We start from the raw sequence: 21,851 nt of genomic DNA, 5'->3' as shown, positions 1-21,851 counted from the left end.
TTTATTCAAAATGTTTTTCTATTAATACTAATGATAAAATTGCTTGACGTGCATAAATTCCATTTGCTGCTTGTTTAAAATACCAAGCATAAGGTGTGAAGTCAACATTGTTATCTATTTCGTCTATACGAGGTAGTGGATGTAATATTTTTAAATTATTACGTGCATTTTTTAAAGTAGAAGTTTGTAATACAAATTTTGATTTAGCACTTGCATATTCAGTCGAATCAAGTCTTTCTTTTTGAACACGAGTCATATAAAGAATATCAATTTCAGAAATTATTTCTTCTATATTTTTATATCTTTTCCAATGAATTTCTTTTTTATAAAGCATGTCATTAATATAATTTGGCATAGTTAATGAATCAGGTGAAACAAAAAAAAATTGATTATTTTTATACTTGGCCAATGCTTGTGTTAATGAATGAACTGTTCTTCCATATTTTAAATCTCCTACCATAGCAATATTCAAATTATTAAGCTTGTTTTGTGTTTCTTTGATGGTAAATAAATCTAAAAGTGTTTGTGTAGGGTGTTGATTAGCTCCGTCTCCTGCGTTAAATATTGGGACTCCATTAGAAAATTGTGCGGCTAAACGTGCTGATCCTTCTTGGGGATGTCTAATAATAATTGCATCTACATATGAACTTATAACTGAAATAGTGTCTGATAAAGTTTCGCCTTTTTTTCCTAAAGAAATATTTGATCCATCAGAAAATCCTATTATTGATGCTCCTAAACGATGAACAGCAGTTTCGAAAGATAAACGAGTACGTGTTGATGCTTCAAAAAAACAACTGGCAATAATTTTATTTTTTAATAAATTAGGTTGTGCTTTTACTTTTAGAAAAGCTGATTTTTTTAATACTAACTCTAATTCATTTTGATTAAGATCACTAATTGAAATTATATTTTTTTTATATAGAGAATTTCTCAATTTTTTATTTTCCTTAATTATAATGAAAAAGATAGCGTTTGATACGCTGATCAATATATAAAGAGATAAGAAAAAAAATTATTGAGGATTTTTTTATATATTAAAACTTTCATATTTTGTTTATATTTATATATGATTTTTCTTAATATAAAAGATATTAATTAATTTTTAAAAATTCATTTCTTTTATAAGACTTGATACAAGGAGTGCTTTTATAGTATGTAATCTATTTTCTGCTTGTTCAAAAATTGTTTTTTGATGTTTTTGAAAAATATTATCTGTGATTTCCATTCCATCTTTTAATCCATATTTTTTCAATATAGATTTTCCTATACTTGTTTTTTGATCGTGTAAAGCAGGTAAACAATGCAGTATTTTTACTTTAGAATTATTTGTCATTTTTATCATAGAATCATTTACTTGATAATTCTTTAATAATTCAATTCTTTCTTTCCATATTTTGTGATGTTCTCCCATAGAAACCCAAACATCAGTATAGATAAAGTCTGCATTTTTAACACCCTCGCTGATATTTTCAGTACATATTATATTACCTTGATTTTTTTTTATTATTTTTTTGCATTCAATAAAAAGATTCTTTTCAGGCCAATATTGTTTTGGAGAGACTAAATACAAGTTTAATCCTACAATTGAAGCTGCTTCTAAAAGACTATTTCCTATGTTGTTACGCGAATCACCAACATAAGCACATTTTATATCAGAAAAATTTCTATTTGGAAAAATTTCTTTTATAGTTAGTAAATCAGCAATTAATTGTGTAGGATGAAATTTTTCAGTTAATCCATTCCAGACTGGTACAGTAGAATACTGTGCTAAAATTTCTATTGTTTTATGATTATGACCTCGATATTGAATTCCATCGTATAAACGACTGAGTACTCTTGCTGTATCCTCAATTGATTCTTTTGTTCCAAGATGAGTACTACCGGGTCCAAGATAAGTAACATTTGCACCTTGATCAAAAGCGGCAACTTCAAATGAACATCTTGTACGAGTTGATTCTTTTTCAAAAATTAAAGCAATGTTTTTTTGTTTTAGTAATTTGATTTCTTGACGATTTTGTTTTGTTTTTTTTAATTTTTCAGATAATGTAATAATGTGTTTTAATTCTGCAGTAGTAAAATCTAATAATCTTAAACAGTCACGTTGATAAAGACAATTCATAACTTGAATACTCCATAACTAGATAAAAATATATTTTTAATGAAGTTAAATTTAAAAGTAAAAAATAGAATTATATAGTATATAATATTTTTTTATATTTTATTTATTTTTTTAATAAATAAAAAGTATAATTAACTAACAACTTTGATTATGTTTTTTGAGAAAAAATTATGAAATTTTTTATAAAAAATGTTCTTTTAGAAGAAGAAAAAAGTGATTGTATTGTAATTGGCGTTTTTGAATTTTGTGAATTTAAATATTCAAACAATTATTTAAATAAATCTATTTGTAGTTATATTAATAATTTTATTAAAAAAGGTGATATGCAAGGAAAAGTAGGTGAAACACTTTTATTGTATGATGTTCCTAATGTTGTTTCTAAAAGAATACTACTCGTAGGATGCGGTAAAAAAAATAGATTAAATAGATATTATCTTGATAAGATCATAAATAAAAGTATGAAAATTTTAAATAAATTTTCTATTAAAAATATTATTTTTTCTTTAACTGAAATAAATATTGAAAATTATGATATATATTGGTCGATTAGGACAATAGTTAATTCTATCAATAAATATTTATATAAAAATTTTAAGATAAATGCTTTTTTAAAAAAAGAGGTTTATTTAAATTCAATTTCATTTCATATAATAGAAAAAAAAGATTTTCATATAGCAAATAATTCTTTAAAACATGCTTTAGCAATTAATTCTGGCATTACAGCTGCAAAAAATTTAGCTGATTTACCACCTAATATTTGTAATCCATTATACTTATCTTTACAAGCTCAAAAATTATCTGAAAAATATAAAGATAAAATCCATGTTACATCTATTGACATTAAAGAAATGAATAATTTAGGTATGAACGCCTATGTGGCAGTTGGAAAGGGATCTAAAAATAAACCGTATATGTCTGTAATCAAATATTCTGGAATAAATAATACTGAACAAGAAAAAATTATTGTATTAATAGGAAAGGGATTAACATTTGATTCTGGAGGTATATCTATTAAACCGTCTAACAATATGAATGAAATGAAGTATGACATGTGCGGTGCTGCGGCAGTATATGGCACTTTAATTGCTGCAGCTAAATTAAATTTACCACTAACTATTATAGGTATTTTAGCAGGTTGTGAAAATATGCCAGGAGGAAATGCATTTAGACCTGGTGATATTATAACTACGATGTCAGGTAAAACAGTAGAAATATTAAATACTGATGCTGAAGGACGTTTAGTTTTATGTGATGTTTTAACATATGTACAGCGTTTTTCTCCAAACATAGTTATTGATATTGCTACCTTAACTGGAGCATGTGTTGTCGCATTAGGAAATCATTTTAGCGGTCTTTTTTCAAACGATGATCAACTTGCTTATGCATTAGAAAAATCATCAAGACAAACTAACGATAAAATATGGCGTTTGCCTCTATCTTTAGAATATGAAAAAGAGTTACATTCTAATTTTGCGGATCTTTCAAATGTTGGAAGAGGTAAAGCAGGTGCAATAACTGCTTCTTGTTTTCTTGCTCAATTTTCGAAAAAATATACTTGGGCTCATTTAGATATTGCTGGAACTGCTTGGAAATCTGGTAAAAATCACGGTGCAACAGGTCGTCCTGTTGAACTATTAAGTCAATTTTTATTAAATGAATCTAATTTTTTAAAATTTTAAATAATATAAAAAAATTTATTTTTTTGATGCAGCAATATTGCTATTTTTTAAATCATAAATACAGTTGAATATAATGAAAAAAAATTATAACCCTAAAGATATTGAAGAACATTTATACAATTTTTGGGAAAAAAATGGATTTTTTAAACCTAATAATAATTTAAACAAACCAGCTTTTTGTATTATGATGCCACCTCCTAATATTACGGGTAATTTGCATATGGGGCATGCTTTTCAACAAACAATTATGGATATATTAATTCGATACAATCGAATGCAAGGAAAAAATACGTTATGGCAAGTTGGAACAGATCATGCTGGAATAGCAACTCAAATTTTAATTGAACGTCAAATTTTTTCAGAAGAAAGAAAAACGAAAAAAGATTATAGTAGAAATGATTTTATTAAAAAAATATGGAAATGGAAAAAAAAATCTAATTTTTCTGTTAAGAAACAAATGAAACGATTAGGAAATTCTGTTGATTGGGATCGAGAAAAATTTACCTTAGATCCTGATATTTCTAATTCTGTTAAAGAAGCCTTCATCATTTTATATAAAAATAATTTAATTTATCAAAAAAAAAGATTAGTACACTGGGATTCTAAATTAGAAACAGTAATTTCAGATTTAGAAGTAGAACATCGTTTAATAAAAAGTAAAAAATGGTTTATTCGATATCCAATTATTAAAAATATAAAAAATATAAATATTGAATATTTATTAGTAGCTACAACTAGACCAGAAACATTATTAGGCGATACAGCCTTAGCTATAAATCCCAAAGATGATAAATATAATCATTTAATTGGTCAATCTGTCATATGTCCTATTGTTAATAGAATAATACCGATTATTGCAGATCATTATGCAGATATGAATAAAGATACGGGGTGTGTCAAAATAACTCCGGGGCATGATTTTAATGATTATGAAGTAGGACAAAGACATAAATTACCTATGATTAATATTTTTACTTTTAATGGAAAAATTAAATCTAATTTTTCTATCTATGATTATCAAGGTAGTAAATCAAATTTTTATGATTCATCTATTCCAACTGAATTTCAAAATTTAGATATTTTATCTGCAAGAAAAAAAATTATTTATGAAATTGAAAAACTAGGATTGTTAGAAAAAATTGAAGAATGTAATTTTTTTACTCCTTACAGTGAAAGAAGTGGTGTTATTATTCAACCAATGTTAACTAATCAATGGTATTTAAAAACATCACATTTATCTCAATCAGCTATTGACGTTGTTAGGGAAAAAAAAATTAAATTTATCCCTAATCAATATAAAAGTATGTATTTATCTTGGATGAATAATATTGAGGATTGGTGTATTTCACGTCAATTATGGTGGGGTCATCAAATTCCAGTATGGTATGATGACAAAAAAAATATATATGTTGGTCATAGTGAAAAAAAAATACGTGAAGAATATAATATATCAGATGATATGATCTTAAATCAAGACAATGATGTATTAGATACCTGGTTTTCTTCTGGTTTATGGACTTTTTCCACATTAGGTTGGCCTGAAAAAACAGAATTTTTAAAAATTTTTCATTCAACTGACGTTTTAGTAAGTGGTTTTGACATCATTTTTTTTTGGATTGCTAGAATGATTATGTTAACTATGTATCTTGTTAAAGATTCTTATGGAAATCCTCAAATACCATTTAAAGATGTTTATATAACAGGCTTGATACGTGATGAAGAAGGTAAAAAAATGTCAAAATCAAAAGGAAACGTTATTGATCCAATAGATATGATAGATGGCATTTCATTAAATGAATTAATTGAAAAAAGAACAAGTAATTTACTACAACCTCATTTATCTCAAAAAATTCGTTATCATACTATAAAACAATTTCCTAATGGAATAAGTGCAACAGGTACAGATGCATTGCGTTTTACTTTTTCTGCCTTAGCTTCTAATACACGTGATATACAATGGGATATGAATAGGTTAAAGGGATATCGTAATTTTTGTAATAAACTTTGGAATGCCAGTCGCTTTGTTTTGAAAAATACCAAAGATCATGATTATTTTAATTTTTCAGTTAACGATAATATGTTATTAATAAACAAATGGATATTAATAAAATTTAATAATACAGTTAAATCCTATAGAAATTCATTAGATTCTTATCGATTTGATATTGCGGCAAATATTTTATATGATTTTATTTGGAATGTTTTTTGCGATTGGTATTTAGAATTTGTAAAATCTGTTATAAAATCAGGTTCGTATCAAGATATATATTTTACTAAAAATGTTTTAATTCATGTTTTAGAATTATTATTAAGATTATCTCATCCCATAATGCCTTTCATTACAGAAGCCATTTGGCAACGGGTAAAAATAATCAAACATATTAAAGATAGAACAATTATGTTGCAATCTTTTCCGGAATATAACGATCAATTATTTGATAAAAGTACATTGTCTAATATTAATTGGATAAAAAAAATCATTATTTTTATACGAAATACTAGATCTAAAATGAATATTAGTTCAACTAAATTGTTATCATTGTTTTTAAAAAATATTAATTCTGAAAAAAAGAAAGTAATTCAAGAAAATAAATTTATATTAAAAAATATAGCTTCTTTAGAAAAAATCAGTATTTTATCTAAACAAGATGATGAACCTTGTCTATCTTTAAAAGAAATTATTGATGGAGTGGATATCTTAGTTCCTGTACTTAAAGCAATTGATAAAGAAATTGAACTAAAAAGATTAAATAAAGAAATAGAAAAAATAAAATCAAAAATGTTAATTTCTGAAAAAAAAATGTCTAATCAAGATTTTTTATCTTACGCTCCTAAAAATATAATTGATAAAGAAATAAAAAAATTAAAAAGCTTAAATGAAATATATTTAACACTATCGCAACAATTAGAATCTCTTCATGACGCATTTTGCAAAAAAAATAAAATTTTTAATTAAAGGTTTTTTATGATGTCAAATTTATGTAATCGTATTTCGAAAAAAGAATTAAAAAAAAAGATATTAATGAATGAAGAATCGCGTATTGTAGTTTCTTTCTACAAATATTTTTTAATAAAAAACACAAAAGAATATAGAGATCGAATTTATCAAAATTTTTATAAATATAATGTTTTAGGAAGAGTTTATGTATCTGATGAAGGTATTAATGCGCAAATTAGTATTCCTGTAAAATTTTATTTTTTTGTAAAAAATTTTTTATATAATTCTGATTTAGAATTAAATAATTTATTCATTAATAAATCGTTAAGTAATCACAAAAAAGCATTTTGGGTTCTTTCTGTTAAAATTAAAAAAAAGATTGTTAATGATGGTATTACAAATCCATTATTTAATTTTAAAAAAGTAGGTATTTATATCAAATCAAGGCAAGTTAATATGATGTTAAGTGATCGAAATGTAATATTTATTGATATGAGAAATTCTTATGAGTATGAGATTGGACATTTTCCAAATGCTATAGAAATTAAAAGTCAAACTTTTCGAGAACAATTAAAGAAAGTGATTCAAATTATGCATTATGCTAAAAATAAAAAAATTGTAATGTATTGTACAGGTGGTATTCGTTGTGAAAAAGCTAGCGCTTGGATGCATTTTAATGGTTTTAAATACGTGTATCATTTAAAGAATGGTATTCTTGGTTATGTTCATGATGCTAACAAAAATGGATTACCTATTCTTTTCCAAGGAAGTAATTTTGTTTTTGATAATAGAATGAGTGAAAAAATTTCAGATAAGATTATATCCTTTTGTAAACAGTGTGATAAGCCTTCAGATCGATATGTAAATTGCAATTTTAATTTATGTCATCTTCTTTTTATTCAATGTAAAGATTGTACAATAAAATTTAAAAAATGTTGTTCTAAATACTGTATGCAGCATCTATAAATTATTTTTTTAAAAAATAATTTATAATTTTTTTTCTAAATTTTCCCAATATATTAATATTTTTTCTAATTTTTTTTCTTCTATATTAAATTGCTTTACAATTGGTAATTGATTTTTAATATGCTGTTTAAAAAAATCCGGTTCATTCATTTGAATTTTCAAAGTTTTAATACTATTTTCTATTTTTTCTATTTCATTTAATACTTTTTTTAGTTCTTTTTTTACTTGATTTTGTTTTGTTTTTAAAAAACTAATATTAGATTTAATTGGATTTAATACATATTTCTTTTGAATTTTTTTGTTCTTTTCTTTTATTATATTGTTATGTGAACTAAAATGTGTATTTATCAATCCATCTCCTTTAAATATCCAATATTTATTTACTGTATTTTCAATAAAATTCCTGTCATGACTTACTATTAAAACTGTTCCTGAATATTTAATAATAATGTTTTCTAATAACTCAAGTGTATCTAAATCTAAATCATTTGTCGGTTCATCAAGAATTAAAACATTACTTGGTTTCAAGAATAATTTTGCTAAAAGTAATCTATTACATTCACCTCCAGATAAATTTTTTACCAAACATTTCATTTGATTTGGTTTAAAAAGAAATTTTTTTAGATATCCTATCAAATGTTGTTCTTTTCCATTTAATACGATTTTTTCTCTTCCATTATTTACATTTTCTAAAATAGATTTATTAGAATCTAAAGTTGATCGATCTTGATCGAAATATGCTATATTTAATTTTGTTCCAAAATGAATAGAACCTTTTTGAATTTTTTTTTCTCCCATAAGTATTTTTATCATAGTACTTTTTCCAGATCCGTTGTTACCTATTAATCCTATTTTATCACCATATTGTATTATTGAAGAAAAACTTTGAATAATAGTCTTTTTTTCAATAAAAAAACTTATATTTTTTAATTTAAAAATTATTTTTCCTGAATAATTTTTAATTTCATTGATTATAACATTATTGAAATTTTCTATTTTTTTATAGTTTTTATATTCTTTTCGTAATACTTTTAAATTTCTTACTCTTCCTTCATTGCGAGTAGTACGAGCTTTAATTCCTTTTCTAATCCAGATTTCTTCTTTTTCTAAATGTTGATCAAATAATTTTTTTTTTGTTTTTTCAATCCGATTATTTTCTTTTTTTAATTTTATAAACTCTTTATAATCTCCTGGAAAAGAAGTTAATTTTCCTCTATCAAGATCAATAATTCTTGTGCATAAATTTTGAATAAAAGATCTATCATGTGATATAAACAATGTTGTTCCTGAAAATTTTTTTAAAAATTTTTCTAACCATGCAATAGTGTTAATATCCAAATGATTAGTTGGTTCGTCAAGTAACAAAACATCTGGTTGACTTAATAATGCTGAACCTAGTACCACTTTTCTTAAAGAACCTCCAGATAATTCTGAAAGTAAAGAATGTTTATCAATTTGAAAAGTTTTAATTATTTTTTTTATTTCTACAATTGTATTAATATTTATTTCTTTGTTGTTTTCTTTTTTTAATTGATTTTTAATAAAATCATATATAGAAATATCTAAATTTTTTGGGTTATCTTGCTTTAAATAAGATATTTTTATATTTTTTTGATAAATAATAGAACCATGATCTAATTCTTGATTTTTATTAATTACTTTTAATAAAGTTGATTTTCCAGCACCATTTTTTCCAATTAAACTGATTCTTTCTTTTTTATTTATATAAAGTACAGCATTTTTCAAGATTTCTAAATCACTGAATGCTAAAAAGGCATTTTGGATACTGATTAGAGGCATATATTTCTCTTTTTTTTGAATTTTTTAAATGTGTTTTATTAACCAAGAATGATAATTTTTTTTTAAAAAATCTTTTGTTTTCACTAAATTAGTAATTTTTTTTGCGTATAGGTTGATTTTTTTAATATTGTTTAAATCAATTTCAAAATTATGTGTTGAACTTGAAAAAATAATGTTACCATCTTTACGTAATATTTGTTTTAAATTTATCATTAATTTAATATAATCTCTTTTTAATTCGAAAGATTTTTTCATTCTCTTAGAATTAGAAAAAGTAGGCGGATTTATGAAAATTAAATCAAATTTATTTTTAGTTGAAATAATCCATTCTAAACAGTCTTTTTGAATAAAAATATTTTTACTATTTATTAAGTTGTTAATAGACATATTACGCATAGACCATTGAATATACGTATTAGATATGTCTACAGTAGTAATACTTTTAGATTTTCCTAAACCTGCATAAACACTAGCGGCACCAGTATATGAAAATAGATTTAAAAAATCTTTTCCCTTAGACATTGATCCTATTAATTTTCTTACAAGTCGGTGTTCTGAGAATAAACCAGTATCTAAATAATCAATTAAATTAACTAATAACTTTACATGATATTCTCTAATTATAAAAAAACTATTGCTATTAAATAATTTTTGGTATTGTTCTTTTCTTTTTTGTTTTTTTCTAAATTTTATTACTACGTTGTTTGTAGGAATAGATAATATCTCTTTACTATGGTAAATAGCACTGCATAATCTTTTATGTGCTTTCTCATAGTTTATTGATTTTGGTGCCTGATATTCTTGAATCACTAGCCATTTTTTATAAACATCTACTATTAGTTTATAATTTGGAAGATCTGAATCATATACACGGAAACATTCTATTTCTTTTAAATCGTTCCATTTTTTTAATTTTTTAAAGTTTTTTTCTAATCTATTTTCATATTCTTTATTTGTATTATTAAATTTATTTAAAAATATTTCGTAGTTTTTTAAAGTACAATATAACGGTCCATTTTTTAAACAAAAGTTTTTATATGATTTCATTTGTAAAAAATTTAATAAAAATTCAGAAGAACTAAATACTGATAAATTCCATTTTTCAAAATATTTTTTTGACATAATTCCTAATTCAATATACAAAGCTATTAAATTATTTTCGGTTTTACATCTTTCTCCATATGGAGGATTACTTATTAATGTGCCGATTTCTTCTTTTTGATAAGGATTTTTAAGATGACTTAAATTACATGCAAAAAAACTAATTATATTTTCTAGATTTGCATTTATTACATTTTTTTGAGCTTTTTTGATAACATCGGGATTACAATCATATCCTATAAAGTAATTTTTAAGACATTTTTTTATACCTATTTTAAATCTTTCTTTTGCTTTTTTTAGAGTTTCTTTCCAGACTTTTTCCTTGTGTCCTTTCCAAGATTTAAATCCCCATTCTGTTCTTTTTAGTCCAGGAGCTCGATCAGAAGAAATCATGGCTGCTTCAATTAATAATGTTCCTGATCCACACATAGGATCTATTAAAGGAGTATTTTTTTTCCATCCTGAACTTAATATAATTGCTGCACTTAAATTTTCTTTGATAGGAGAAATGTTAAAAAATTTACGATATCCTCTTTTATTTAGAGCTTCACCACTTAAATCTAACATAATATGCACTAAATTTTGACATAAATATGATATGATACGAACATCAGGAGTAAGAAGATTTATGTTAGGACGAGCTGAATATTTTTGGTAAAATGTATCAACAATTGCATCTTTAATTTTTAATGCACCAAATAAACTATTTCGAATAATATTATTAGTCCCCCTAAATTTAACTAAAAAAGTTTTTTCTAAGTATAATATTTGGGTCCAATTAATGTTATAGGTGTTTTTATATAAATCATTACTATTTTTTATAGTAAATTTTTTTATACATAAAAAAATTCTTGAAGCAATTCGGCTCCACATTAAACTATTATATAGTATTGAATCTTCTCCTTCGTAATAGATACCGCCTTTTACAACTTTTAAATTTTTAGCTCCCAATGCTCGGAGTTCTTTTTCTAATAATTCTTCACATCCAAAATTTGTACTAGCAAATAAATAATTCATTTTTTTACTTTTATTTGATTAAATATTTAAAATTTTTTAAAAAAATTAACATCTAAAAAGATTTGTTAATATAAAAAATCAGTAATTTTTGTTTAAAATAGATTGTTAATTGATCTTCATACTCTTACTTAATTCATAGATTTCTAATTATTTCTCTAATAAAATTTGGACCGTGATATATCAATCCAGAATATACTTGTATTAAATTAGCTCCACACATAATTTTTTCTCTAGCAGAATTTATAGAATTAATACCGCCTACTCCGATAATAGGAATTTTTCTTTTTAGATTTTTATATAATATTGATATCACATCATTACTTTTTTTTTGTAAAGGTAAACCACTTAACCCTCCTTCTTCTTTGTTGTTTTTAATTTTAGGTATAGATGAATGATCTAATGTTGTATTAGTTGCAATAACTCCATCTATTTTATAGTGTATTAATTTATTAGAAATATGAATTAATTCTTTTTTTGATAGGTCTGGAGAAATTTTAATTACTATTGGTACATATTTAGAATATTTAGAATGCATTTCGCTTTGTTTTTTTTTTATATCTCTTAATAAATTTTCGAATAATATACCATATTGTAGTTTTCTTAAATTAATAGTATTTGGAGATGAAATATTTATAGCAATATAACTAGCATAAAAATATATTTTTTCTATACAAATTAAATAATCTTTTATGGCGTCTTCAATTTTTGTATCTTTGTTTTTTCCTATGTTTATACCGATTATTCCCTTAAATTTCGATTTTTTTACATTATTAACTAAATAATCTATTCCTAAATTATTAAACCCCATTCTATTAATAATTCCCTCTATTGAAGGCACTCTAAAAATCCTAGGTTTTGGATTTCCGTATTGAGGTAAGGGAGTAACTGTTCCTACTTCGATAAAACCAAATCCTATTTTGGATAAAGAATCTATATAATCCCCATTTTTATCCATCCCTGCAGCTAAACCAATTTTATTATTAAAAGTTAATCCCATACATTTTATTTGTTTTAATGGAATCGGTTTGATAAAAATTTTTCTTAAGATTTGTATTTTTTTAGAATTCAAGTACATTAATACTAATGTATGTGCTTTTTCAGGATCAATCAAAAATAAAAGTTTACGAATTAAATAGTAAAACATTATAATTCCTTTTTAAGAATAGTTAAAAATTGTATATATATTTTTTATAAAAAAGTGTGAATTCTTTTAAAAGAAAAAAATTTTTATTTATTTTTTGATTTTTTAATAAAAAATACTATTTTTTTTAAAATTGATAACCTTTTTATTTATGTTATATTTTTATATAAATATCGATCATTTTTTAATTTTTTAAATATTTTTATATAATTTTAAGTATAAAGTTATATCATAATTATCATACTATAAAAAATAATACTATAAAAAAATAGATATATTATGAAACAATATAATTATCCAATAGTGAAAACATTACTTGATACTGATGCATATAAATTTTATATGCAGCAAGCTGTTTTTTATCATTATAAAAATGTCGATGTAGTTGCAGAATTTATTTGCAGAGGTCCTAATATTTTAGGTTGTTATTCTCATATTTTATTAGACCAAATTAATATGATGTCTTCCTTATCTCTTAGTCATGAAGAGTATCTTTATATGACTACTTTTCCATTTTTTAAAAAAGAATATTTACATTGGTTAAAAAAATTTCGTTATAATATTACACAAGTTAAAGTTGATAATTATCATGGTCAACTTCATATTCGTATAAGTGGATTATGGAAAGAAGTAATTTTATGGGAAGTCCCTATTTTATCATTAATTAGTGAAATTTTTCATAGACATTGTTATCCAGAAATTACTTCGAATATTGCAGTACAACATTTAAATAAAAAATTAAAAGAATTTTTTAAAAAAAACAGAGATGTAGATTTATCTCGTTTAAAAATAGTAGATTTTGGAACAAGAAGACGATTTTCTTATGATGTACAATATTCAATTATCAAAAGATTAAAAGATACATTTCCATTTTTAATTGGTTCAAGTAACTATCATATATCACGTATTTTAAAATTATTGCCAGTAGGTACCCAAGCTCATGAATGGTTTCAAGCACACCAACAAATTAGTTCCAATCTCAGAAATAGTCAAACATTAGCATTAAAAACATGGTTGTCTCAATATAATCAACATTTAAGCATCGCTCTTACAGATTGTATTACAATGGATTCGTTTTTACGTGATTTTAATTTATTTTTTTCAAAATCTTATCAAGGTATCAGACATGATTCAGGAGATCCAGTAAAATGGGGTGAAAAAGCTATTGAACATTATGAACGATTAGGTATTGATCCTACTACTAAAACGTTATTATTTTCAGATAATTTAAATTTTAGAAAAATGATATCTCTTTATAAAAAATTTAATAATAGAGTAAATATTATATTTGGCATCGGAACAAAATTAACTTGTGATATTCCAAATGTTAAGCCGTTAAATATAGTAATCAAACTTGTCAAATGTAATGGTAAACCAGTTGCTAAATTATCTGATAGTCCTGGTAAAACCTTTTGTCTAGATAGAAATTTTATTAAATCTTTATGTAAAGCATTTGATTTGTCTTTGACAGTGTAATTTAATACTAGTCACTTTGATTTGCTATTTTTCGATAGACTATTTAAAAATATACAAGGCAAAATTATGAGTAGAATATCAATATCAGAAATTTATAAAGATGATATTATAGTAAATACCCCTATCACTATATTTGGATGGGTTCGAAGTCGTAGAAGTTCAAAATCTGGTTTTTCTTTTATTACGGTTTATGACGGTTCGTGTTTGAATTCTGTACAAGTTGTTGCCGATAAAACCTTATCTAATTATTACAAAGATATATTGCATTTAACTATTGGATGTTCTGTAACAATAACTGGAATTCTTATTTTATCTATTGGAGATAAACAAAAATATGAAATAAAAGCAACAAAGTTTCAAGTGTTAGGATGGATTAAAAATCCAGATACTTATCCAATATCTGCTAAAAAGCATAGTCTAGAATACCTAAGAGAAGTAGCACATTTACGTTCTAGAACTAATTTGATTGGCGTAATAGTAAGAATAAGGCATCATATATTTCAATCATTACATAAATTTTTAAATAAACAAGGCTATTATTGGATTCCTACACCGATTATTACTGGACTTAATACAGAAGGTACAGGAGAGATGTTTCGTGTTTCAACGATGGATATGAGAAACATTCCTAAAAAAATAAATGGTTCCGTTGATTTTAAAAAAGATTTTTTTGGAAAAGAATCTTTTTTAACTGTTTCGGGACAACTTAATTTAGAAGCATATGCTTGTTCTTTATCAAAAGTATATACGTTTGGTCCTACATTTCGAGCTGAAAATTCTAATACTAGTCGTCATTTAGCAGAATTTTGGATGTTAGAAATTGAATCTTCGTTTTGTAATTTAGATGAAATATTAATATTTTCTGAAGATATGTTGAAATATATTTGTAAATCTCTCTTAAAATATTGTATTAACGACATTAAATTTCTTAAAAATTACATTGATAATGATATAATTAATCGTCTTAAAAAATTTTTGTCAGTAAACTTTATACGTATAAATTATAAAGATGCTATAGATATTTTATTAAATTCTAAAAAAAAATTTGATAATGTTGTTTCTTTCGGAGTTGATCTTAACGCTGAGCATGAGCGATTTCTTGTAGAAAAGCATTTTAAAGCGCCTGTAGTAATAATAAATTATCCTAAAGAACTAAAAGCGTTTTATATGAGATTAAATGATGATAAAAAAACTGTTGCTGCAATGGATTTATTAGTTCCAGGTATTGGAGAATTAATAGGTGGATCTCAACGTGAAGAACGTATTTCTGTTTTAGATTTACGTTTATCAGAATTAGGTTTAAGAAAAGAAGATTATTGGTGGTATCGTGATCTTCGTCGTTATGGTACGGTCCATCATTCAGGTTTTGGAATGGGTTTTGAGCGGTTAATATCTTATATTACTGGAATATCGAATATAAGAGATATTATTCCATTCCCTCGTACTGTTAAAAATGCTGATTTTTAATAAATTTTTTTTATATAAAATTATTTGTTATTTTAATAATTTTTTATTAATTAAAATTTTATGAAAATATGATAATTATTTAATTTCAATTTATTTTAATTTCACTTATTTTTACTAAAAAGGTAGTACAAAAATTATGAAAAATCATAAATCTTTAGCAATATTAATACCCATGTTATTTGCTGGTAGTACTGCAGTAAACGCTATAGAAATTTTTAATAAAAATGGTAATAAATTAGAATTATACGGTAGTATTAATCCTAATCATAATTTTTCTAATGAATTTTTATCTACTAAAATTTCTTCTAAAGAAGATAATACAAACGCTATTTTAGGGCTATCAGGGAAAATAAAAATTACTGATAAACTGTCAAGTTATGCTCAAATTGAATATAAAAACAATTTTTTTATGCCAGAAGATTTAATGAATAAACAACAACCTAACACTGTGCGTTTAGGATATGCTGGTTTAAAATATGGTAATTTAGGATCGATAGATTATGGTCGTAATTATGGTGTTATTCATGACGCACAATCGTTAACAGATCATGTTCCATACATTAATAAAAAAAGCATTTTTGCATATAACGATAATTATATGGTAGGTAGAAATCACAGTTTACTTACTTATAGAAATAATAATGTTTTTGGCTTAGTAGACGGTATCAGTTTTGCATTACAATATCAAGATGAAATTAAAAATAGAGATTTAAATAAGGGAAAAAGTTCTTCTGGTTGGGGGGCATCATTAAAGTATGAGAGTGATTCTGGACTGACTGCTGTTGGTTCTTGTTTTACCTCTGAAAGAATGATATCTTCAAATAAAAAAGATTTAAAAAATACATCTGTAGATTCATATGGATTGGGTTTTAAATATGATGCTAATAATGTATATGTTGCTGCTTTTTATGGCTCTGCGCGTAATTTAATGCCTTATAATATGCACATAAGTGATTCTTTTATTAACGAAACACAAAATATTGAAGCAATTGCAGAATATAGTTTTGACTCTGGATTTCATCCTTCTTTAAGTTATTTAGATTCTAAAGGACAAAATTCAAATTCACCGAAAAAAGAATTAGATTTAGCAAAACAAATCAATATTTCTACTCGTTATGAATTTAATAAAAATGTTTCAACGTATATGAATTATAAAATCAATTTATTAAAAGAAAATGATTTTATTTCTCAAAATCAAATTCCTACAGATAATACTATTGGTGCTGGAGTAGTCTATCAATTCTAATGTTATTTAACATAATTTTTGATATTTTATAAATTTTTTAGAATTAATTATTGAAAATAAAAGCTTTCTACTGATTTATAAAAAATAAAAAATTTATTTTTTATTTTTTAGTAGAAAGTAAATTTTTCTTTAAAATAGAAGTGTTTTTATTGCTAACTTTTTTTAATAAAGTTCTTCTATCTTACAAAGATATAATTTCTCCTGTCTTTACAAGTATGAATGGCACTCTTAATACAAAAAATATCATGATCTTCTTTGATACATGTATCAAGGTCATAGGTTAGATTGTTATCACATAAAATTAAAATTGCTTTATTTCTACTGAATATATTAATATCTTTATTATTTAAAATTTCTAAAATAATATTTTCAATTTTTTTTCAAAATATAAAAATACGAACTGTTTTTTTTAAGAAAAATTATTTTTTTATATTTTTAAAAAAAGAAGAGCTATTTGCAAAAAATAAAAAAATTAAAAGTAATAAAATTCTATTCAGTTTTGAACTTTAAAAAGTTAAATATTTTTTAATATAGTGCTTTCAGTTTTTCTCCTCCTAGTAAATGCATATGAAGATAGTTTATTTCTTGGCCACCATTTTTATTACAATTCATAACTATTTTATATCCATCTTCACTAATTTTTTTATTTTTAGCAATTTTAACAGCAATATAAAGCATATGTGCAAAAATATTTTTATTTTTTTGATTAATATCATTTAACGTTTTTATAAAAATATTAGGTATAACTATTATATGTATCGGAGCTTTTGGAGCTATATCTTCGAAAGCTGTTACTATTTTATCTTGGTAAATAATATGTGTTGATGTTTCTCTTTTTATTATTTTTTGAAAAATTAAATCTTTATTATTCATAAAATATTCTTTTGTATAATTTAAATTAATATTAAATTTTATAAATACTAGGGCGAGTTAAATTTTTACTCACCCTTTTTTTTATATATTATTTATATATTCATCTATTGCAGTTTTTATATTTTCTGATCTAGTACCGAAGACAGCTTGCACCCCAGATCCTGAAATAACCACACCTGCTGCCCCAAGATTTTTTAGATTCTCTTCGTTAACTTTTGATATTTCTGAGACTGTAATACGTAATCTAGTAATACATGCATCTAAATTTTTAATATTATTTTTTCCACCCAATGCTTCAACAATATACGGTGCTATTTCTATATTATTTCTAAAAAAAACAGTGTTTTTATTTTCTTCTCGTCCAGGTGTTTTTAAATTAAATGTTGTTATCAAAAAATAAAATATACTATAATATAAAAGACCATAGCAAATTCCAACAATTGGGAAAAGAAATATTTTATGACTATGCCCACTTAATACTATAAAATCTATAAATCCATGAGAAAAACTTGTTCCAGCACGCATATTTAAAAAAATACATAATGGAAAAGACAATCCTGCTAAAATAGCGTGAATAATATATAATATTGGAGCAACTAATATGAAAGAAAACTCAATTGGTTCAGTAATTCCTGTTAAAAAAGCTGTCAAAGCTGCAGAAATCATAATACTACCTATTTTTTTTCTATTTTCTTTTTTAGCTGTATGCCAAATTGCTAAAGCTGCTCCTGGAAGTCCATACATTTTGAAAATAAATCCACCTGATAAATTCCCAGCTGTTGTATCACCTGCCATATATCTTGCAATATCTCCATGAAAAATTTGCCCTATAGAATTCTTATATTCTCCAATTTGCATTTGGAATGGAACATTCCATATATGATGTAGACCAAAAGGTACTAATGCTCTTTCTACTAAACCGTACAAAGAAAAAGCAATAATAGGATTTTGATAAGCAGCCCATTCGGAAAAAATTTGTATTTTATTGCCAATACTAGGCCAAATAAGAGATAATATTAATCCTACAAATATTGCAAATAGTCCTGAAATAATAGGAACAAATCTTTTTCCAGCAAAAAAACCTAAATATTCAGGTAACTGAATTTTATAAAATTTGTTAAACATATATGCTGAAATGGCTCCTGCTATAATTCCTCCTAATATACCAATATCAGAAAAATTTTTATTTTTTATTGTATTAGCATCTGTATTTAATATATTTAGTTCTACTGCAGATAGTGTTTGAATTAATATACTGTAAGCAACAACAGCAGCTAATGCTGCAACACCATCATTATTACTAAATCCAAGAGCTACACCAATTGCAAAAATTAATGGCATATTAGAAAAAATAGAGCCCCCTGTTTGTGCCATAATTTGAGAAATTATTTCCGGTATTAAAGTAAAATGAGCTGATCCTATACCAAGAAGTATTCCCGCAATTGGAAGTACTGAAACAGGTAACATCAGTGATTTACCAACCTTTTGAAGGCTTGAAAATACATTTTTAAACATATTTAAAAACTCCTAGGTATATCTAAAATGTCAAATAAATTAAATAATATATTTTTATTAAAAATTTAAGTTAAATAGCGTAAAAAAATTATTTGTAGTGATTTTTGCTAATTCTTTTAAACTTATTTCTTTTATAAGGGCTATTTTTTTTGCTATATCCAGTAAATATGCCGGTTGATTTTTTTTCCCTCTATATGGTATAGGTGCTAAATAAGGAGAATCTGTTTCTATCAATAATTTTTCTAGTGGTATTTTTTTTAATGTATTACATAATTCAATTGATTTTTTAAAAGTAATTATTCCAGAAAAAGAAATATAAAATCCCATATCTAATAGTTCAAATGCTGATTTTTCACTTTCAGTAAATGAATGTAAAATTCCACCACATTTTTCTGCATTTTCTTCTTTTAGAATTTTTATTGTATCTTTTATAGCATTCCGACTGTGTATTATGATTGGTTTATTTAGTGTTATTGCAATTCTAATATGTTCTCTGAAAAATTTTTCTTGCAGATTTTTTGTTTCAAATGAGTAATAATAATCTAGACCCGTTTCTCCTAATGCTATAACACATTTATCATAAGATAATTTTTTTAATTCATTAAGACATTCTATTTCTTTTTGACAGTATAATGGATGAATACCACAAGAATAAAATATAGAATCATATGTACTTAACAATTTTTTTGTTTTATAAAAATTTTGGATGGAAGTTGATACTGTCAAAAATTTTTTTACATGATTTTCATATGCTTTATTGAGTATTTTTTCTATTTCTTGATGTAATAAATCATCATTTTTTTGATCAATGTTCATCTGATCAATATGGCAGTGAGAATCAATTAAGAACATAATTTTCTCTCTTTAATTTAAAAATTATGTAGAACTTAAGGTGTTATAAAACATAAAATTTTTTCCCATAAAAGTAATTGTTCTAAGAGTAGTAATTCACTATTAATACTAGATACACTTGATAAAATATATCGACATTTTGTCCACTTTCGAATACTTTTATTTAAAAGAATATTATTGTATTTTTTAGAAAAAAAATTAATTAATTTTATTTGATCGCAGTTGATTAATTTTTTTCTTTCGTTGAAATTTGTTTTTACAGCATCAAATAATAGTAAACATATCCAATCTATTTTCATTATAGTATTTTTTTTACATAAGACTGGCAATATTTTTAATAGGTTTTTATCTTTAATAGAATGTGATAAAGATTTATATAAATTTTTTCTTTCATCCCATAGATCGCTTTCAATAAAATTTTTTGCAGATATAGGAGAATCTTGATTAATACGTAATGAAGTCAAATTTGATATGTTATCTTTTTTGTTGTTATTTTTTAACCAATTTAAACTTTCTTTTTCTAAGGGAAGGGGTAATCTATATAAAAAACAACGACTTTTTAATGTAGAATGTAATTTTAAATAATTGTAATCTATTAGAAAAAACCAATTTTTTTCTGGTGGTTCTTCTAAAATTTTTAATAATGCATTCACTGCTGATTCTGTTAATTTATGAACATTTGGTAAAAAAATGATTTTATTGTTTCCTTGTTGCGCACGTTTAAATATTTTTTCATTAATGACTCGAATAGAATCAACATCAAAGACATCATTTTTTTCATTAATTATAGTATGCCAATCTGGATGATTATTTGCAGACATTAGTTTACATCCATGGCAGTTATCACAAAAATTTGTTCCTTTGGGTTTTAAGCATAGTAACCATTTACTAATGAACCAAACTAGTTTAAAAACTCCCATTCCCTTTTGAGTTTTTATTAAAATTGCATGATGTGCTTTTTTTCTTTCATGCAGTCTAATAATTTTTTTATATGGTTTAATTAACCAAGGATACCATTTCATACGACTTTTTGTTGAAGCCATTTTAAAATTTGGTTTTTGATGTTTTGAGTAACAATTTTAATATTTAAATTAGCGTTTATTTTTATTATTTTTTTATCTAATTTTATATTTTTTAAATAGCTCGCTCTTGTTTTTTTAAAAAATGTTAAAGATCGATGTTCTATTCGATCTAAATGATTTCTTTTTGATGCTCTTTTTAAACCAATTTCAGGATAAACATCTAAATAAATAGTTAGATCAGGAATAAAATCTTGCAAAAATAAATATTTCAGTTTATTGATTAGTTTTCTTTTTATACCCAACCCGCCACCTTGATAGGCTAAAGAAGATAAATCATGACGATCTGAAATGACCCAAGTTCCCTTTTTTAACGCTGGTTGTATTATTTTTTTAACTAGTTGTATTCTTGCAGCATACATTAGTAATAATTCTGTCTCTTTTTCAAAATCTTCAATATAAGTGTTATTTTTTATTAATTTTCTTATTTTTTCTGCAACAGGTGTACTTCCAGGTTGACGTACTAATATGACATTCTTTATATTATTTTCTTTTAAAATACGTTGGACGCAAATACAAGCGTGTGTTTTTCCAGCACCTTCTAATCCTTCAATTACAATAAATTTACTTTTTATCATC

16 protein-coding genes are annotated in these 21,851 nt (G+C 24.3%); 6 read left to right on the top strand and 10 right to left on the bottom strand.

All coding sequences use genetic code 11. The annotated features are described in order from the left end of the window. Window position 1 precedes the first annotated feature (1 nt). Both pyrB and argF read right to left on the bottom strand, forming a co-directional pair. On the bottom strand, window positions 2–937 hold the full coding sequence (pyrB, locus tag BUSG_RS01865; protein WP_011053877.1) for an aspartate carbamoyltransferase: 936 nt from the start codon (window positions 935–937) through the stop codon (window positions 2–4). 168 nt (window positions 938–1,105) lie between these two features. Then, a complete protein-coding gene (argF, locus tag BUSG_RS01860) occupies window positions 1,106–2,122 on the bottom strand; it encodes an ornithine carbamoyltransferase (protein ID WP_011053876.1) in 1,017 nt (338 codons plus the stop codon). 170 nt (window positions 2,123–2,292) lie between these two features. On the opposite strand from argF, the gene BUSG_RS01855 reads away from it, so the two are divergent. From BUSG_RS01855 to BUSG_RS01845, 3 genes are all read left to right on the top strand, one after another. Continuing rightward, entirely contained in the window at window positions 2,293–3,801 is a 1,509-nt protein-coding gene (locus BUSG_RS01855; protein ID WP_011053875.1) for a leucyl aminopeptidase, read from the top strand. Window positions 3,802–3,874: 73 nt separating this feature from the next. Next, window positions 3,875–6,757 (top strand): valine--tRNA ligase, encoded by a 2,883-nt coding sequence (locus tag BUSG_RS01850; RefSeq protein WP_011053874.1) that lies wholly within the window; start codon window positions 3,875–3,877, stop codon window positions 6,755–6,757. Between the two features lie 12 nt (window positions 6,758–6,769). After that, entirely contained in the window at window positions 6,770–7,705 is a 936-nt protein-coding gene (locus tag BUSG_RS01845; protein WP_044006055.1) for a rhodanese-related sulfurtransferase, read from the top strand. Between the two features lie 21 nt (window positions 7,706–7,726). Here BUSG_RS01845 and BUSG_RS01840 read toward each other — a convergent pair whose 3' ends face one another. The 3 genes from BUSG_RS01840 to pyrD all read right to left on the bottom strand — a co-directional run bounded on the left by BUSG_RS01840 (window position 7,727) and on the right by pyrD (window position 12,767). Next, window positions 7,727–9,505 (bottom strand): ATP-binding cassette domain-containing protein, encoded by a 1,779-nt coding sequence (locus BUSG_RS01840; RefSeq protein WP_011053872.1) that lies wholly within the window; start codon window positions 9,503–9,505, stop codon window positions 7,727–7,729. Between the two features lie 24 nt (window positions 9,506–9,529). After that, a complete protein-coding gene (gene rlmKL, locus BUSG_RS01835) occupies window positions 9,530–11,623 on the bottom strand; it encodes a bifunctional 23S rRNA (guanine(2069)-N(7))-methyltransferase RlmK/23S rRNA (guanine(2445)-N(2))-methyltransferase RlmL (RefSeq protein ID WP_011053871.1) in 2,094 nt (697 codons plus the stop codon). 133 nt (window positions 11,624–11,756) lie between these two features. Beyond that, window positions 11,757–12,767, bottom strand: coding sequence for a quinone-dependent dihydroorotate dehydrogenase (gene pyrD, locus BUSG_RS01830; protein ID WP_011053870.1), 1,011 nt, complete (start codon window positions 12,765–12,767; stop codon window positions 11,757–11,759). A 276-nt stretch (window positions 12,768–13,043) separates the two neighbouring features. Here pyrD and pncB point away from each other — a divergent pair, with 276 nt between their 5' ends. The 3 genes from pncB to BUSG_RS01815 all read left to right on the top strand — a co-directional run bounded on the left by pncB (window position 13,044) and on the right by BUSG_RS01815 (window position 16,953). Further along, complete coding sequence (gene pncB, locus BUSG_RS01825; RefSeq protein ID WP_011053869.1) at window positions 13,044–14,240, top strand: nicotinate phosphoribosyltransferase; 1,197 nt, start codon at window positions 13,044–13,046, stop codon at window positions 14,238–14,240. A gap of 66 nt (window positions 14,241–14,306) precedes the next feature. Continuing rightward, window positions 14,307–15,707: an asparagine--tRNA ligase gene (asnS, locus tag BUSG_RS01820; protein ID WP_011053868.1), complete on the top strand. Its 1,401-nt coding sequence runs from the start codon at window positions 14,307–14,309 to the stop codon at window positions 15,705–15,707. Between the two features lie 136 nt (window positions 15,708–15,843). Further along, the gene (locus BUSG_RS01815) at window positions 15,844–16,953 is read left to right on the top strand and encodes a porin (protein WP_011053867.1); all 1,110 of its coding nucleotides are present in this window, start codon (window positions 15,844–15,846) and stop codon (window positions 16,951–16,953) included. A gap of 525 nt (window positions 16,954–17,478) precedes the next feature. Here BUSG_RS01815 and BUSG_RS01805 read toward each other — a convergent pair. The 5 genes from BUSG_RS01805 to tmk form a co-directional block, all read right to left on the bottom strand. Beyond that, the gene (locus BUSG_RS01805) at window positions 17,479–17,826 is read right to left on the bottom strand and encodes a histidine triad nucleotide-binding protein (protein ID WP_011053866.1); all 348 of its coding nucleotides are present in this window, start codon (window positions 17,824–17,826) and stop codon (window positions 17,479–17,481) included. An 81-nt stretch (window positions 17,827–17,907) separates the two neighbouring features. After that, the gene (gene ptsG, locus BUSG_RS01800) at window positions 17,908–19,341 is read right to left on the bottom strand and encodes a PTS glucose transporter subunit IIBC (protein WP_011053865.1); all 1,434 of its coding nucleotides are present in this window, start codon (window positions 19,339–19,341) and stop codon (window positions 17,908–17,910) included. A 57-nt stretch (window positions 19,342–19,398) separates the two neighbouring features. Then, window positions 19,399–20,193, bottom strand: coding sequence for a TatD family hydrolase (locus BUSG_RS01795; RefSeq protein WP_011053864.1), 795 nt, complete (start codon window positions 20,191–20,193; stop codon window positions 19,399–19,401). A gap of 35 nt (window positions 20,194–20,228) precedes the next feature. Continuing rightward, entirely contained in the window at window positions 20,229–21,236 is a 1,008-nt protein-coding gene (locus BUSG_RS01790) for a DNA polymerase III subunit delta' C-terminal domain-containing protein (protein ID WP_234414132.1), read from the bottom strand. Then, a complete protein-coding gene (tmk, locus tag BUSG_RS01785; protein ID WP_044006053.1) occupies window positions 21,212–21,850 on the bottom strand; it encodes a dTMP kinase in 639 nt (212 codons plus the stop codon). Before tmk ends, BUSG_RS01790 begins: the two co-directional genes overlap by 25 nt. Between the last annotated feature and the right edge of the window lies 1 nt (window position 21,851).

Source organism: Buchnera aphidicola str. Sg (Schizaphis graminum), assembly GCF_000007365.1.
GTDB lineage: Bacteria > Pseudomonadota > Gammaproteobacteria > Enterobacterales > Enterobacteriaceae > Buchnera > Buchnera aphidicola.
This window is presented reverse-complemented; position numbering and strand designations above follow the sequence as displayed.